The organism is Ruegeria sp. (assembly GCF_965243365.1).
In the GTDB taxonomy this organism is placed as follows: Bacteria; Pseudomonadota; Alphaproteobacteria; order Rhodobacterales; family Rhodobacteraceae; genus Ruegeria.
In genome coordinates, this window is record NZ_CBDEUW010000002.1 from 1,210,912 (window position 1) to 1,224,906 (window position 13,995).

Here is a 13,995-nt window from a genome sequence, read left to right on the forward strand (position 1 = left end):
AGCACGTTTAGCACATATTTTCGATCAGTGTTATGCTCAGAACGCCACTGTTTCCGGCTAAGCAAATATCAGCCGATCTCAGGAGCTTGGGGCAGGCGATAAGATGCCAAATCAAATGGCTGTCGGGGCTCCGGCCCGGGCGCGGCAGGGGCCAAATACTGCGCAGACGGCGAGAATCAGGCCCGACATCGTTGCAATCATCCCCGCTGCGCTCACAGCATCCGACCCCCCTAACCACAGCGGTCCGTAGCCGGCCAGCACGTATCCTGAAACCGCGGAAACAGTGGCAAACAGAACGCTCCAGCCGATCTGCGCCTCAAGCCGATTGGTCACCATTCGTGCTGCGGCAGGCGGGCAGATAAACATCGCAATCACGATTATCGACCCCACCGCATCAAAGGCCGCAACAGCAGCGATTGCCGCAACAATGACCAGCGCCATTCCCAAAGCCCCCGTGCGAATACCGATGGTGCGGGCAAAACCTTCATCGAAGGTTGAAATCTTGAGCGGGCGCCAGAACAGCCAAGTGAACAAAATCACTCCGACCAGCGTAAAGGCGATGCGCGGCAGTTCCGGCGGCAGCCCGGCCAGCGCAAGCGGGTCCCATAGCGATGCCCAACCGGTTGCGTCCAGCCAGATCAGACTTTCCAAGTTTCCATACAACGCGTGTTCCACGTCAAGATGAACAGTGGATGTATCTGTCTGCTCCAGCAACAGCACGCCCGCTGCGAACATGGTGGTAAAGACCACACCCATGGCCGCACCAGCTTCGATCTGTCCCAGACGCCGGATCGCCTCGATCAGGACAACGGCAACCACGGCGGCACCTGCCGCACCCAACATCATGGGCCAGGTCGAGATCGCCCCGGTCAGCAGAAACGCCACGACGATGCCCGGCAGCACCACATGGCTGATCGCGTCACCGATCAGGGCCTGCTTGCGTAGCACTAGAAAGTTTCCGGGCAGCGCACATGCGATGGCTGCAAAGGTTCCAATCAGCAGTGGCGTCAAGGACAGAGGAACGAACTCTTCACCACTCATGCCGAAACCCCCTGCGGACCGCCGATGCGGCGGTCGATCTCGGCGATCTGGTCTTGGGTCAAAACAGTCTCGATATCACGCAGCCCATCGTATAGCGCCGCAGTTGCCTCATGCGCCTGATCGGCGCGGACGATTTCCCAGCGTTTCTCGTCACGCAATGCCTTGGCGGCACGGGCCTTTCCGGACTCGGTCGCCACACCATCGGCGCGGACGATCCCCGCACGGCGCAACAGGCGCAAGGTCAAAGGTTCGTAGATCTTTTGGCCCTGCGCCAGCGCCAGCAAGCCCTGCCGGATATGCACACGGCGCTGAAACCTCAGATGGCGCAGAATCGCCGCCAGCACACCTCGCGACGGGGCCAGAAACAACGAAACAGCGAAAAACCCGAAGCTCACCAGCACGATGATCGGACCCGTAGGCAGGTTCGGGGCCGAGGCCGATAGCGCAGCACCCAGATAACCCGCCAACCCTCCGACCAACCCAGCCAGCAGGACCACCCGGTCCGAGCGATCCGACCAGAACCGGGCGGTCACCGGCGGGATAATCAAAAGAGCAACGATCAGGATGAGGCCAACGATTTTAAGCCCCACAACTGTAACCGCCATGACCAGCCCCATCATGGCAAGGTCAATCCGGTGGACCGGCAACCCCCGGGCCGCCGCATACTCCGGGTCGAAGGCCACCAGCGTCATCGGTCGCCGAATGATCAACACCAAAACCAGAGTTGCAGCCCCGCCAAAGGCTATAATCAATGCGTCCGCCCATAGCATCCCGGCGGTCGAGCCCAACAGAAACCCTTCGAGCCCCGCCTGACGACCAACGCCCATGGTCTGAATGATGGTCAACAGAACGATCCCCAGGCCAAAGAAAACCGAAAGCACTGCCCCGATGGCGGCGTCCTCGGCCAGACGTGTATGGCGGGTCAGCCAATTCATGCAGAGCAGGCCCACCCATGCGGATATGGCCGAGCCTGCCAGAAGACCAACAAGGTTGCGCCCATCCCCGCCCAAAGCGACCAGCACCATGAATCCCAGGCACACACCGGGCAGCGTCGCGTGGCTGATCGCATCACTGACCAACGCCCTTTTGCGCAGAAACAGGAACGTTCCGGTCACCCCCGCCGACACGCCCAGCAGGGTCGCACCGATGGCGACCAGCGTGGCGTTATAGCCAAGCTGCAGGGTCAATGCGTCCCAGAACATGAGTTATCCCAGCGCGCGCGAAATCTGGTCGATCTGGGCGGTGGCCAGTCGCCCGCCATACGCTGATTGCAGGTTCTCGGCAGTGAAGGTCTCTGCGACCGGGCCTTCTGCCACTTTGCGGGTATTGATCAGGAAAACATGGTCGAAATAGTCGGTCACCGTGGCCAGGTCATGATGCACCACCACAACGGTTTTTCCGGCGTCCTTCAATGCTTTCAGAACCGCAATGATCGCCTTTTCGGTGGCAGCGTCCACTCCGGCGAAAGGTTCATCCAACAGGTACAGATCGGCATCCTGCGCCAGCGCGCGGGCCAGAAAAACCCGTTGCTGCTGGCCTCCGGACAACTGGCCAATCTGACGATCTGCAAAATCACGCATGCCAACCCGATGCAGGCAATCCATCGCACGGGACAGGTGGCGCGCGCGGACGCGGCCCAGCAGCCCAAGCTCGCGCGAGAGGCCCATCAGCACCACATCAATCACGCGGGTCGGAAAATCCCAGTCGACGCTGGATCGTTGTGGCACATAGGCAATTCGGGCGCGTTGTTGTTCAAGCGGTTTGCCGAAAACGGTGACATGCCCCGACAACGGTTTCAAAATCCCCAGCGCTGCCTTCAGCAGCGTCGATTTTCCCGCCCCGTTCGGCCCGATGATGGCCGTCATTGCACCCGGCTCGACGGACATATCCACCGAGAATACAGCAGGCTTGTCGCCGTAAGACACCGTGAGACCGCGGATGGCCAGCGGGCTATTGTCGATCCCTTGATCCTCGACCGGGATACCCTGAACGGATGCAAGTTCCAGTGTCATTCAAAACCCCGCAGACAACTTGCCGTTCATGCCGCGCGCCGGAGCTTCTGCCCCCAACGCCCGCGCAATCGAAGTGATGTTGTGATCCAGCATCCCGACATAGGTCCCCTCATAGGTTCCGGGCTCACCCATGGCATCGGAATACAGCTCTCCACCGATCATCACGTTGTGCCCCTTCGCCGCAGCCCCTTCGATCAGGGCACGCATGGACCGGTCCGAGACCGAGCTTTCGACGAAGACAGCAGATATCTGGCGATCAACAAGCGTATCGACCAGCTCGCCGATCCGGTTCAGACCGGCCTCGGATTGGGTCGAGATACCCTGTATCCCCATCACCTCATAGCCATAGGACGCCCCGAAATACCCAAACGCGTCATGCGCAGTCACCAGCATACGGTTGCTTTCCGGAACGGTCGCCAGAACCTGATCCGCATAAGTTGTCAGGGCCTCTAATTCAGCCAGATGCGCCTTTGCATTTTGCGCAAAAGTGTCCGCCGCCTCGGGGCGTGCTTCGGTCAGGGCATTCTGCACCTGGGCCACAACATCAGCCCAAAGCGTGGGGCTCATCCAAACATGCGGGTCGTATTTATCGGCATAGTCGTCGTGGGCACGCAGTTTGGACTTGTCGATGCCTTCGGCCACGGCGACCACATTCCGTTTTCGGCTCAGGTCCTCAAAGAAACCCTCCATCTGCGCTTCCAGATAGAGTCCATGCCACAAAACCAGATCGGCACGCGTCATCGCAACGATATCGCTGCGCGTCTGACGGTAGGCATGCGGGTCAACACCCGGCCCCATCAGGCCTTTGACGTCAACCTGATCACCACCGACCTGACGCGCGGCGTCAGCGATCATCCCTGTCGTGGCAACAACCTTCAAAGGTTCCTGCGCCCACGCCGTGAAAGGCAAGGCCGCTGCAAATGCTAGAACAGTCAGAAAACTGCGGCGAATCATATTTGACCCCGAAATTCGTGTCTCGTTGCAATGAATATGAGAACCATTCGCAACTAAGTCAATGCTATTGCGAATTACTCGCAAGAAAATGCTGATTTTGTCCAAATGGTCAAAAAAATTCCATTTCAGGTCTTCGATCCCTTCCCTTTAAGCGCGGCTCGTGCGATTTTGGCGCAAACCTCCCAAAGGATGGAAAGATGGAAACGCAGAGCTCAGAAAGCCCCGTGCGCACCGCGCATCTGCCGCAAGTGACCGAACCCAGAAATCCTGGCATGGAGCTGGGTCTGGACTGGGTGCGCGCCGTGCAGGCCAATACCTCGGCCATCGAACGCCGTGCAGCGACCCTGCCCGGTCGGCGGTCGGTGAAAAAGGATTATCAGGCCGCGTGGCTGCTGAAGGCGATCACCATGATCGACCTGACCACTCTGGCCGGTGACGACACCGTGGGCCGCGTGCGCCGCCTGTGTGCCAAGGCACGCCAGCCGGTTGCGCCTGCGGTATTGCAGGCGATGGACATGCCGCCGATCACGACGGGCGCGGTCTGCGTCTATCACGATATGATCGAAACGGCGGTCGAGGCTCTGAAAGGCACCGGCATCCCGGTCGCCGCCGTCTCAACCGGCTTCCCTGCGGGCCTGTCGCCGTTCCACCTGCGCGTGGCAGAGATTGAAGAAAGTGTGAAGGCCGGCGCCGAAGAGATCGACATCGTGATCTCGCGCCGTCACGTGCTGTCGGGTGATTGGCAGGCGCTTTATGATGAGATGAAAGCGTTCCGCGCTGCCTGCGGTGACGCCCATGTCAAAGCGATCCTCGCCACCGGAGAGCTGGGCAGCCTGCGCAACGTCGCCCGCGCCTCGCTGGTTTGCATGATGGCGGGGGCGGATTTCATCAAGACCTCGACCGGCAAGGAAAGCGTCAACGCCACCCTGCCCGTGTCGCTGGTGATGATCCGAGCGATCCGCGACTATTACGACCGCACCGGGTACCGCGTGGGTTACAAACCTGCGGGAGGCATCTCCAAGGCAAAGGACGCGCTGGTTTACCTGTCGCTGATCAAGGACGAGTTGGGCGACCGCTGGCTGGAACCGGACCTATTCCGCTTTGGCGCTTCGTCGCTGCTGGGCGATATCGAACGGCAGTTGGAACATTATGTCACCGGGGCGTACTCCGCCGGTTACCGTCATTCTATGGGGTGAGGCACGCCCGGAAATCGCTCCGGTGGAGCGATTTCATTGCCGAACGGGCGAAGCCCCGGGAGAAGGAAAGAACAATGACAGTTAAAGAAATCTTCGAGACCATGGACTACGGCCCCGCCCCCGAAAGCGCCGCCGAAGCGCTGGCCTGGCTGGTCGATCAGGGCGACAAGTTTGGTCACTATATCGACGGTGCCTTCACCAAGCCGGGCAAAGGCTTTGACAGCCGCAACCCGGCGACCGGAGAGGTTTTGGCCAAGCTGACCCAAGCGAAACAGGTCGATGTGGACGCTGCCGTTGCCGCCGCCCGCAAAGCGCAGCCCAAATGGGAGAAGCTGGGTGGTGCGGGTCGCGCACAGTATCTCTATGCGATTGCGCGACTGTTGCAGAAGCATTCGCGCCTGTTTGCAGTGCTCGAGAGCATGGACAACGGCAAGCCGATCCGTGAGTCTCGCGATATCGACATCCCTCTGGCGCAGCGGCATTTCTATTATCACGCGGGCATGGCGCAGTTGATGGAAAGCGAGCTGCCCGATGCGCAGGCCTTGGGCGTGTGCGGACAGATCATCCCGTGGAACTTCCCGCTGCTGATGCTGGCATGGAAGATCGCTCCGGCGCTGGCGATGGGCAACACGGTGGTTCTGAAACCGGCCGAGTATACCTCGCTGACGGCGCTGCTGTTTGCCGATATCTGTTCGCAGGCCGGGTTGCCGAAGGGCGTGGTCAATATCGTGACCGGAGACGGCGCGGTGGGCGAGATGATCGTGAATGCAGACGTGGACAAGATCGCGTTCACCGGCTCGACCGTTGTGGGGCGGCGTATACGCGAGGCAACCGCTGGTTCGGGCAAAGAACTGACCCTGGAACTGGGCGGAAAATCCGCCTACATCGTCTTTGACGATGCCGATATCGACAGCGCCATCGAAGGGCTGGTCGACGCGATCTGGTTCAATCAGGGTCAGGTCTGCTGTGCCGGGTCTCGTTTGCTGGTGCAGGAGGGCATCGCCGACCGTTTTCACGAAAAGCTGCGTGCCCGGATGGACAATCTGCGCATCGGTGATCCGCTGGACAAATGCATCGACGTGGGCGCGGTTGTGGACCCGGTTCAGTTGCAGACCATCAAGGGGATGGTGGAAAGCAACACCGTTGGCCACGTACACCAAGCTGCCTGTGAGCTGCCGGAAAACGGTTGTTACTACCCTCCGACCCTGATCTCGGGCCTCGAAACATCCGATCCGCTGATGCAAGAGGAGATTTTTGGCCCAGTGCTGGTGTCCTCGACCTTCCGCACTCCGTCCGAGGCGGTCGAGCTGGCAAACAACACCCGTTATGGGCTGGCCGCGACGGTCTGGACCGAGAATGTGAACCTTGCACTGGATATTGCACCCAAGCTGGTTGCCGGCGTGGTCTGGGTGAATGCCACCAACCTGTTTGACGCGGCTGCTGGGTTCGGTGGCGTGCGCGAAAGCGGCTTTGGCCGTGAAGGCGGTTGGGAGGGTCTGGCGGCCTATACCAAGCCCAAAGGCAAGGCCAAGCCTCTGGCAAAAGTCGAGGCGGTGACGGGCGAAGGCGCCCCGGTCGACCCCATCGACCGGACTGCAAAGATGTATGTTGGCGGTAAGCAGGCCCGGCCCGACGGCGGGTATTCGAAACCTGTCTGGGGTAAGTCAGGTCTTTTGGGTCACGTGGGCCTTGCCAACCGCAAGGACGTGCGCAACGCGGTTGAGGCCGCGGCGAGCGCGAAAGGCTGGCCCAAGACCACCGGGCACCTGCGGGCGCAAATCCTGTACTATATCGGCGAGAACCTCTCGGCCCGTGCCGGTGAATTCGCCACCCGTATCGACACCATGACCGGCAAAAAGGACGGCGCGAAAGAGGTCGAAGCTTCGATCCAGCGCCTGTTCACTGCCGCCGCCTGGGCCGACAAATATGACGGTCAGGTGCATGGCGTTCCGATCCGGGGCGTTGCCATTGCGATGAAGGAACCGGTCGGCGTGATCGGCGCGCTGTGCGCGGACGAAGCACCGCTGCTGGGTCTGGTTTCAGCCATGGCCCCGGCGATTGCGATGGGCAACCGGGTGGTGCTGGCCGCCTCGGAGCCCTACCCGCTGGCGGCGACCGACTTCTACCAGATCCTCGAAACCTCAGACGTGCCCGCCGGAGTGGTCAACATCCTGACCGGCAGCCATGCAGAATTGGCCAAACCGCTGGCCTCGCATCTGAATGTGGATGCGGTGTGGTCGTTCTCGTCCACGGACCTGTCGAAGGAGATCGAAGGCGTATCCGCCGGGAACCTCAAGCGCACTTGGGTCAATAACGCCACGGCTTTTGATTGGGGCGTGGACCATTCGCGCCGCTTCCTGCAGGCTGCCACCGAAGTGAAAAACATCTGGGTGCCCTACGGCGAGTAGGGCTTCCGGCAAAGGGAGGCCCTCATGGATTTTTCAGGACAAACCGTCATCGTCATTGGCGGCACCAGCGGTATCAACCGGGGCATTGCCGAGGCCTTTGCGGCCTCGGGCGCAAAACTGGCTGTGGCCAGCCGGTCGCAAGAGAAGGTGGATGATACCGTTGCAGCCCTGAAAACGGCAGGCGCTTCAGATGCCATCGGCGCAGCGTTCGACGTACGTGACCCTGAGGCGGTGAATGAGGGCCTCAAGCAATTTCACGACGCATTCGGCGACTTCGACGTTCTGGTGTCCGGCGCGGCGGGGAACTTTCCTGCGCTGGCGGCTGAGATGTCGACGAATGCGTTTAAAGCGGTGATCGATATCGATCTGATGGGTACGATCCATGTGATGAAAGGCGCGTATCCCTACCTGAAACGCCCCGGAGCCAGCATCATCAATATCTCGGCCCCGCAATCCTACCTGCCCTATGAAGGGCAGGCCCATGTCTGTGCGGCGAAGGCTGGTGTCGACCAGATCACCCGCACCTTGTCGATGGAATGGGGTGTGGAAGGCATCCGGGTGAATTCGGTCGTTCCGGGTTTCATCGAAGGCACAGAAGGGGCCAAGCGCCTGGCTCCGACGCCGGATGCGGGCAGACAAATCCTTGGGGACGTTCCCCTGGGCCGCTGGGGCCAAGCGCAGGACGTGGCCAATGCCTGCATGTTCCTCAGCTCGGACATGGCCAGCTATATCAGCGGCACGGTGCTGGCCGTGGATGGGGCCTTATATCAGCGCGGGTCGGGCAAGTTTGGACAAATGATGGGGCAGATGCTGCGGGCACAGGCAAAACCCTCAACGCTGTAGGTAAATGAAACGCAATAGCGCCGTTTCCAGGCATCAGCCTCAGATTGTTCTACCCATCGCCTGACGCAACATCCAAACCATGCGCGTACATCTGAGACGCACCAAAGTTGAAACGGCACGCAGCACCTCATTCGGTGAGGTTACTTTGTCACTGAACAGAACCTTGGGGGTATGCACCACGGCGCTTGCCGGCATCGCCAGCCCGCGCAACGCCCAGCGCAAACGCGCAACCAAACCGTTCCCGTGCAGCATGAAGGCCTCTTGCGTCGTCCGCCGCCATTTCGCCTTGAGCGCAGGCCAATCCTGACGGGAGGGGTGACTGACACGGAACCGATCTTCGTAGATCAAGCTATAACCCCGATCCACGGCACGCATGGTCCATTCCCGGTCTTCGGAAACCCCGTTGATAAAGCCGCCGATGGCATCAAATACATCGCGGCGGGTTAAAAGATTTCCAGCCCCGGAAAATCCCTGCACCTCGATATATCGTCTGAAATTGAACGCGAAAACGGCCTCAAAGGCCTCGGCACCGCTGCGTGGTGGGGGCGTTTCATCAAAAACATCAACACGCCCGCCTATCAAATCCGCGTTGGCCGCAATCTCGCGCCCAACTGCCAGCCAGTCAGAATCCGGCACGCAATCCGCGTCGATAAAGAACAAGCGCTGCGCCGTTGTTTCAGCGACGCCCCTGTTACGCGCGTGCGCAGCCCCTTTTTGCGTCTCGACAATAAAGCGGACCTTTGGAAACGTATAACGCAAGTCGTCCAGTGAAACTGGCGACGCATTGTCAATCACCACGATCTCTGTACCAGCGATGTCATTGGCCATTAGCGCCCTAAGGCAGCGCTCCAACCTTGGGATGTCGTTGTAATGCGGAATAATGACCGCGTCGGTTGGGGCGCTCTCAGTAATAGCCTTGTTCATTGCCGAAGGATCCACTGATATAGCGGCACTTGTTCAACACAATGCCCATCACCTGGGTCAGCTCTGCCAATTGCCGTTCGGCTACATCGATATGGTCAATGCTGGTTTCCTCGGCCGCAGCCAGCAGCAAGGAACAATCAACGTTTTTCAGAAAGCCGTGGCTATCATCGCTGACCATCAGAGGTGGCGTATCGAACAATATGATATCCGGCTTGAACTCATTTTCGATCTGTTCAAGCACTTCGATTGTCTGGCGGCTTTGCAAGATTTCCGAAGAATTCCTCGTCGGCGTGTAGTTCAACCCGAAGATCACGTTGTCACCATACCGCCGGGCATGCTCGCGAAACGGCACTTTCCCCTGCAACACGTCAGCCATACTGTGGCTTCCGGTTTGCTTGAGAATATTGACCAAACCGCGCCGCCGCATATCCAGATCGATAACGATGGTGCGCAGATCGGCCTGCCGTCCCAGGCTGAATGCAAGATTTGCAGCCGCCGTGCTTTTGCCGCACCCGCTGTAGGGTGACGTCAGGGCCACGCGCCGCCAACCGTTGGACAATGTCTGCTGCAGCATTTTTGTGCGCAACATGTCGTAAGGTGTCGCCTCGGGCCCGCCCCGGAACGAGATCAACCGGTTTTTCTCGATCAGCGAGGGGTCGATCTTCATCTCGGGCAGCGATTGCCACAAGTTCTCGTCGATTTCGGCTTCAGCAGGGGCGTGCGCATCAGACAGAACAAGTGGTTCCACCTGACGGCTTGCGCGCGCCTTTCGGGCCTTTTGAATAGCTTCCTGAAGGCGCTCCATCACGTCATCCCCAAAAATTCAGGAGTTACAATCACCAATAAACCTCCAGCTTGTCGATCACCCGCTCGGCAATAAGATCCAAGGGCAAGTAATAGGTGTGAACGGCCCAGACAGCTGCTGGAACGCCAATGAGAATGGCCAAGACAACCGCGGACCACGCCAACCGAACCCGGATCACTTCACCCCTGGACCGCACGTAGGGAATAGCTGCAATCGGCCAAACCTCGAGCTTTTTGATCAGATCCTCGGGGCGACGCACCGAGCGGTTCAAAAGCTCCATCAGGAAAATCAATCCAACGCCCAGAGCAATCCCGAAGAACACACCGCCGCCAGCAATTGCCATGCGATTTGGCTTGGTCGGAGAGCTTGGAGCCGAAGGGTATTCAATCACCGAAATGCGCTGCCCTTGCGACGTGACCTCAATCCGTTCACCGGTAGAAGCCGATGCCAGCCTTTGTACAGCCGCATTGTACTGCGCCTGAATATTGTCGTGATCCCGTTGCAGTTCGGCCTGCGCAATTGCATTGGCCGGAGTCTGGTCGATCGTCAGTGTCAGCTTAGCCAGACGATCCTGAACCAGCGCCCGCTGATCCTCCAAAGCTTCGACCTGGCTGTCGATTTGAGCCAGTTGAAGATCAAGTGTTGTATTGCCAGTTGTGGATAACGTGGCTTGATCAGCGTTCGAGTTCACGTTTGCCGCCTGCTCTGCCGCCACCGTTTCTTCCAGGCGTGCAATCCGGGCGCGCAAGATTTTAATCGTCGGGTTGCTCTCGGAATAAATGGCTCGTTGTGTGTCCAACTGGTTGCGCAACTGCTCCAGCTGAATCTGCGACTGCGTCATGTTCATCTGCGCAACGCCAATAATCTGACCCGTAGACCGATAAGTCTCTAGCAGCTTTTCGCGCTGGCCCTTCAGACCAAATATCTGCTGATCCATCTGTTCGATATTCGTCTGCATCGAGCCCTGCTGCGCCAGACGGAATTGCAAACTGTCAGGCAAAGCTTCCGAGTTCTGTCGGTTAAACTCAAGAATGCGAGAGCTGCGCTCGTCCAGTTCCTTGCCCAGACGGTCGACCTCCTGCTGGAAAAAGCTAAGCGTATCCGATGCGCGATTCTTGCGGTAGGACACGTCAAGCTTTTGAACTTCCGTCAGATAATCGTTCAGAACGGCAGCGGCGATCTGGCCAGAGCGCGCTTCAAACGTTATCATCATCAGGCTGGCTTGCTCTCGACCGGCGCTGATAAATGTCGACGTATTGTTGCGCATTGTATCGACAATCTGATCGGGCTTGGCCTCGTCCTGATTGGCGAGCACCTCATGTTTGCGCGCAATCTCCAGAAGGACGGGACGCGTCAACAAACGCTGTTCGATGATCTGAAGCTGCTCACCGGCAGTGGTGTTCACCGTACTGGCCGCAAGATTACCTGGAATTTGCGGTGACTCCACGATCAACCGCATCTGCGAAACATATGTCGACGGCATATTCAATGCGACAATGATCGAAGCCGCCGAGACAATAGTGGCCACAACCAGGAAATACGGAAGCCGTCTTAGAAATATTGAAAGATAGTAACGAACCAGGCCCATTTCAGTCTGTCAGCTCCTTCTCAAGCGAGTTTCCTCCAAAGAACACACCGTCCTGGATCACCTGATTCACGATGTCTTCGTCCACTTTGTGCGACTCATTGGTCCAGGCATAAAGCAGAGCAAAATCACAAAACTGGTTAACAAGACGCGGCACTCCGCGTGTTTGACTTGCAATCGTCTTGCAGGCTTCTTCCGTGAATTCTTCGCCATTGCCACCGGCGATCATCATGCGGTGCCTGATATAGCGCTCGACTGTGGCCTCATCCATGCGTTCAAGATGAAAGCTTGCGGCGACCCTTTGCGTCAGCTGGCGCATCTTAGGGTCCAGAACCATATCGCGCAATTCGGGCTGCCCAACCAGAACAAGCTGAATCAACTCATCCGTGTTGGCATTTATGTTGGTCAGCATGCGGATTTCTTCCAACCCTTCGACCGTCAGATTCTGCGCCTCGTCGAAAATCAGAATAACCCGTCGCCCCTCGGCGTATTCCGAAACAAGAAAATCCTGCAACTCGCGGAACAGCTGTACATAGGTCGCGTCTTGATCGATGGGCAGCCCCAGAGCATGCAAGACCCATTGCAACAGTTCTCCTCGACCGCCCTGGGCGTTTGAAACCAGCCCAACCGTTACCGAGTGCTCCATTTCGCTCAGAAGGTGCTGAACAAGTGTCGTTTTACCGGCACCAATCTCACCTGTAAGAACCGTAATCGGGGCACAGCTCATCACGCCGAACTGCAAAACAGAATAGCCCCGCTTGTGAAGCGGTGACCAATACAGGAATCCGGGATCCGGCAGCAGCGTGAAAGGCCGCTGATCAAGCCCGAAGAAGTCTAGATAGAACCCGTCGCTTGAGGCCATGGCACCCCGGTCGCCTTCCGCCTTGTCAAAACTTATCCTGGCACTTCGGAGGTTACTCATACTTGCGCCCTGAACCACTAAAAACCCTAACACAATAAAGAGACGTTACACGACCCGGTTGAACTAAGCTACGACTCTGCCACAAAATCAAGATAGTGCTTATCTTAGAACATTACAGGCGGCGAATTGACCTTCCCAAGACCCCAATCAAAGGCTTTACACATCATTGTTTCCTATTTCTGATTGATAGGCATGCCACTACATCCGGCAGATCGACGCCGCAATGATGCAAATTTCGGCACCTCATACCAACCGCAGACAATAGACCAAATGGAACCTATCGGAAGAATCGCAGTCAATTGTTTCCAATGGGGAGACAAAGAATCGCAAAATTCCTTATAAATCAAGGGTAACCGCAAAAACCGCATATCGCGGAAAGCACTTGTTTTCAGTGCTCGGACCCGGTTTTGGACATGAATTTTGTTTTGCAAGACAGTAAGAATTTGTTAAAACTTAGTCGCGGGTCGTCTGCTGTTTATGTATAAGCTGGCGTGGGTCAAACAAAGACATAAAAGTATAACAGTTTTGAGCAAAGTTTGAGGTTGAGCGTAGTTGGTTCCTGAATCGAGTAGGTGATTCTTGGTTTGTTGTGTGTACCGGGGGTTTAAATAGTGACAATTCATTCAAAAGAGGTGGCCGACGCGCGTCCGGTCTATCCTAAAATTTCCGTTCCGCGGACTTCGGTACATGAATCGGGTCTTTACCGAGGTGCCGGCAAGCGTTTTCTGGATGTTGCGTTCGTTGTGCTTAGCGCGCCATTCGTTCTTCCTGTAATTATTGGTTTGGCCATTTTTCTAGCCTGCCAAGGCGTTTCGCCGTTTTATCGTCAGGAACGCGTCGGCAAAAATGGCCAGATTTTCAAGCTACTGAAACTCCGCACAATGGTGCACGACGCCGAAACGGTGCTGAAGAAGCATCTTGCAGCCAATCCGGATGCTCAGGATGAATGGGATCGTAATCAGAAACTGCGCAACGACCCGCGGATCATCAAGTTTGGCTCATTCTTGCGCAAAAGCTCTTTGGATGAATTGCCGCAATTCTGGAATGTTCTGGTTGGTGAGATGTCCATGGTTGGCCCCCGCCCGATGATGGTGAACCAGCAGGACCTATACCCAGGTACACGCTATTACGCCATGCTTCCCGGGATTACCGGTCAATGGCAGGTTTCCAAGCGCAACAATTCGTCGTTCGCCGAGCGTGCCCACCACGATACCGAGTACTGGGAGAAGATGTCCTTTTCGACGGACCTCAATATCCTGATGCGTACGGTTTCTGTCGTTCTGCGCGGCACTGGCTGTTGACGCC

General features: G+C 57.7%; 12 protein-coding genes. 4 read left to right on the plus strand and 8 right to left on the minus strand.

The annotated features are described in order from the left end of the window. Nucleotides 1-111: 111 nt before the first annotated feature. The 4 genes from ACP0GE_RS09745 to ACP0GE_RS09760 are packed head-to-tail and all read right to left on the minus strand — an operon-like array spanning nt 112 to nt 4,007. Nucleotides 112-1,041 (minus strand): metal ABC transporter permease, encoded by a 930-nt coding sequence (locus ACP0GE_RS09745; protein ID WP_424831753.1) that lies wholly within the window; start codon nt 1,039-1,041, stop codon nt 112-114. Then, nucleotides 1,038-2,243, minus strand: a complete 1,206-nt coding sequence (locus ACP0GE_RS09750; RefSeq protein ID WP_424831754.1) for a metal ABC transporter permease — start codon at nt 2,241-2,243, stop codon at nt 1,038-1,040. The genes ACP0GE_RS09745 and ACP0GE_RS09750 overlap by 4 nt, the downstream gene beginning before the upstream one ends. A 3-nt stretch (nt 2,244-2,246) precedes the next feature. Continuing rightward, complete coding sequence (locus ACP0GE_RS09755) at nt 2,247-3,053, minus strand: metal ABC transporter ATP-binding protein (RefSeq protein WP_424831755.1); 807 nt, start codon at nt 3,051-3,053, stop codon at nt 2,247-2,249. Beyond that, complete coding sequence (locus ACP0GE_RS09760) at nt 3,054-4,007, minus strand: metal ABC transporter solute-binding protein, Zn/Mn family (protein WP_424831756.1); 954 nt, start codon at nt 4,005-4,007, stop codon at nt 3,054-3,056. A gap of 197 nt (nt 4,008-4,204) precedes the next feature. On the opposite strand from ACP0GE_RS09760, the gene deoC reads away from it, so the two are divergent. The 3 genes from deoC to ACP0GE_RS09775 all read left to right on the plus strand — a co-directional run bounded on the left by deoC (nt 4,205) and on the right by ACP0GE_RS09775 (nt 8,454). Beyond that, nucleotides 4,205-5,203 (plus strand): deoxyribose-phosphate aldolase, encoded by a 999-nt coding sequence (gene deoC, locus ACP0GE_RS09765; protein ID WP_424831757.1) that lies wholly within the window; start codon nt 4,205-4,207, stop codon nt 5,201-5,203. Between the two features lie 74 nt (nt 5,204-5,277). Further along, nucleotides 5,278-7,611, plus strand: coding sequence for an aldehyde dehydrogenase family protein (locus ACP0GE_RS09770; protein ID WP_424831758.1), 2,334 nt, complete (start codon nt 5,278-5,280; stop codon nt 7,609-7,611). Nucleotides 7,612-7,635: 24 nt separating this feature from the next. Then, nucleotides 7,636-8,454 (plus strand): SDR family oxidoreductase, encoded by an 819-nt coding sequence (locus ACP0GE_RS09775; protein ID WP_424831759.1) that lies wholly within the window; start codon nt 7,636-7,638, stop codon nt 8,452-8,454. A gap of 39 nt (nt 8,455-8,493) precedes the next feature. Here the strand turns inward: ACP0GE_RS09775 and ACP0GE_RS09780 are convergent, their stop codons facing one another. Genes ACP0GE_RS09780 through ACP0GE_RS09795 form a run of 4 tightly spaced genes read right to left on the minus strand, consistent with a single transcriptional unit; the run spans nt 8,494 to nt 12,690 of the window. Next, a complete protein-coding gene (locus tag ACP0GE_RS09780; protein ID WP_424831760.1) occupies nt 8,494-9,378 on the minus strand; it encodes a glycosyltransferase family 2 protein in 885 nt (294 codons plus the stop codon). Further along, the gene (locus tag ACP0GE_RS09785; protein WP_424831761.1) at nt 9,359-10,183 is read right to left on the minus strand and encodes a CpsD/CapB family tyrosine-protein kinase; all 825 of its coding nucleotides are present in this window, start codon (nt 10,181-10,183) and stop codon (nt 9,359-9,361) included. Before ACP0GE_RS09785 ends, ACP0GE_RS09780 begins: the two co-directional genes overlap by 20 nt. Before the next feature lie 31 nt (nt 10,184-10,214). Next, on the minus strand, nt 10,215-11,771 hold the full coding sequence (locus ACP0GE_RS09790; RefSeq protein ID WP_424831762.1) for a GumC family protein: 1,557 nt from the start codon (nt 11,769-11,771) through the stop codon (nt 10,215-10,217). A gap of 1 nt (nt 11,772) precedes the next feature. Then, a complete protein-coding gene (locus ACP0GE_RS09795) occupies nt 11,773-12,690 on the minus strand; it encodes an ExeA family protein (RefSeq protein WP_424831763.1) in 918 nt (305 codons plus the stop codon). 611 nt (nt 12,691-13,301) lie between these two features. Here ACP0GE_RS09795 and ACP0GE_RS09800 point away from each other — a divergent pair. Then, nucleotides 13,302-13,991 (plus strand): sugar transferase, encoded by a 690-nt coding sequence (locus ACP0GE_RS09800; RefSeq protein ID WP_424831764.1) that lies wholly within the window; start codon nt 13,302-13,304, stop codon nt 13,989-13,991. The last annotated feature ends 4 nt before the right edge of the window (nt 13,992-13,995 follow it).

Coding starts and splice junctions, on each gene's coding strand:
- ACP0GE_RS09785 (WP_424831761.1), bottom strand. CDS start 10,183: ATGGAGCGCCTTCAGGAAGCTATTCAAAAGGCCCGAAAGGCGCGCGCA.
- ACP0GE_RS09770 (WP_424831758.1), top strand. CDS start 5,278: ATGACAGTTAAAGAAATCTTCGAGACCATGGACTACGGCCCCGCCCCC.
- ACP0GE_RS09760 (WP_424831756.1), bottom strand. CDS start 4,007: ATGATTCGCCGCAGTTTTCTGACTGTTCTAGCATTTGCAGCGGCCTTG.
- ACP0GE_RS09775 (WP_424831759.1), top strand. CDS start 7,636: ATGGATTTTTCAGGACAAACCGTCATCGTCATTGGCGGCACCAGCGGT.
- ACP0GE_RS09795 (WP_424831763.1), bottom strand. CDS start 12,690: ATGAGTAACCTCCGAAGTGCCAGGATAAGTTTTGACAAGGCGGAAGGC.
- deoC (WP_424831757.1), top strand. CDS start 4,205: ATGGAAACGCAGAGCTCAGAAAGCCCCGTGCGCACCGCGCATCTGCCG.
- ACP0GE_RS09750 (WP_424831754.1), bottom strand. CDS start 2,243: ATGTTCTGGGACGCATTGACCCTGCAGCTTGGCTATAACGCCACGCTG.
- ACP0GE_RS09745 (WP_424831753.1), bottom strand. CDS start 1,041: ATGAGTGGTGAAGAGTTCGTTCCTCTGTCCTTGACGCCACTGCTGATT.
- ACP0GE_RS09790 (WP_424831762.1), bottom strand. CDS start 11,771: ATGGGCCTGGTTCGTTACTATCTTTCAATATTTCTAAGACGGCTTCCG.
- ACP0GE_RS09780 (WP_424831760.1), bottom strand. CDS start 9,378: ATGAACAAGGCTATTACTGAGAGCGCCCCAACCGACGCGGTCATTATT.
- ACP0GE_RS09755 (WP_424831755.1), bottom strand. CDS start 3,053: ATGACACTGGAACTTGCATCCGTTCAGGGTATCCCGGTCGAGGATCAA.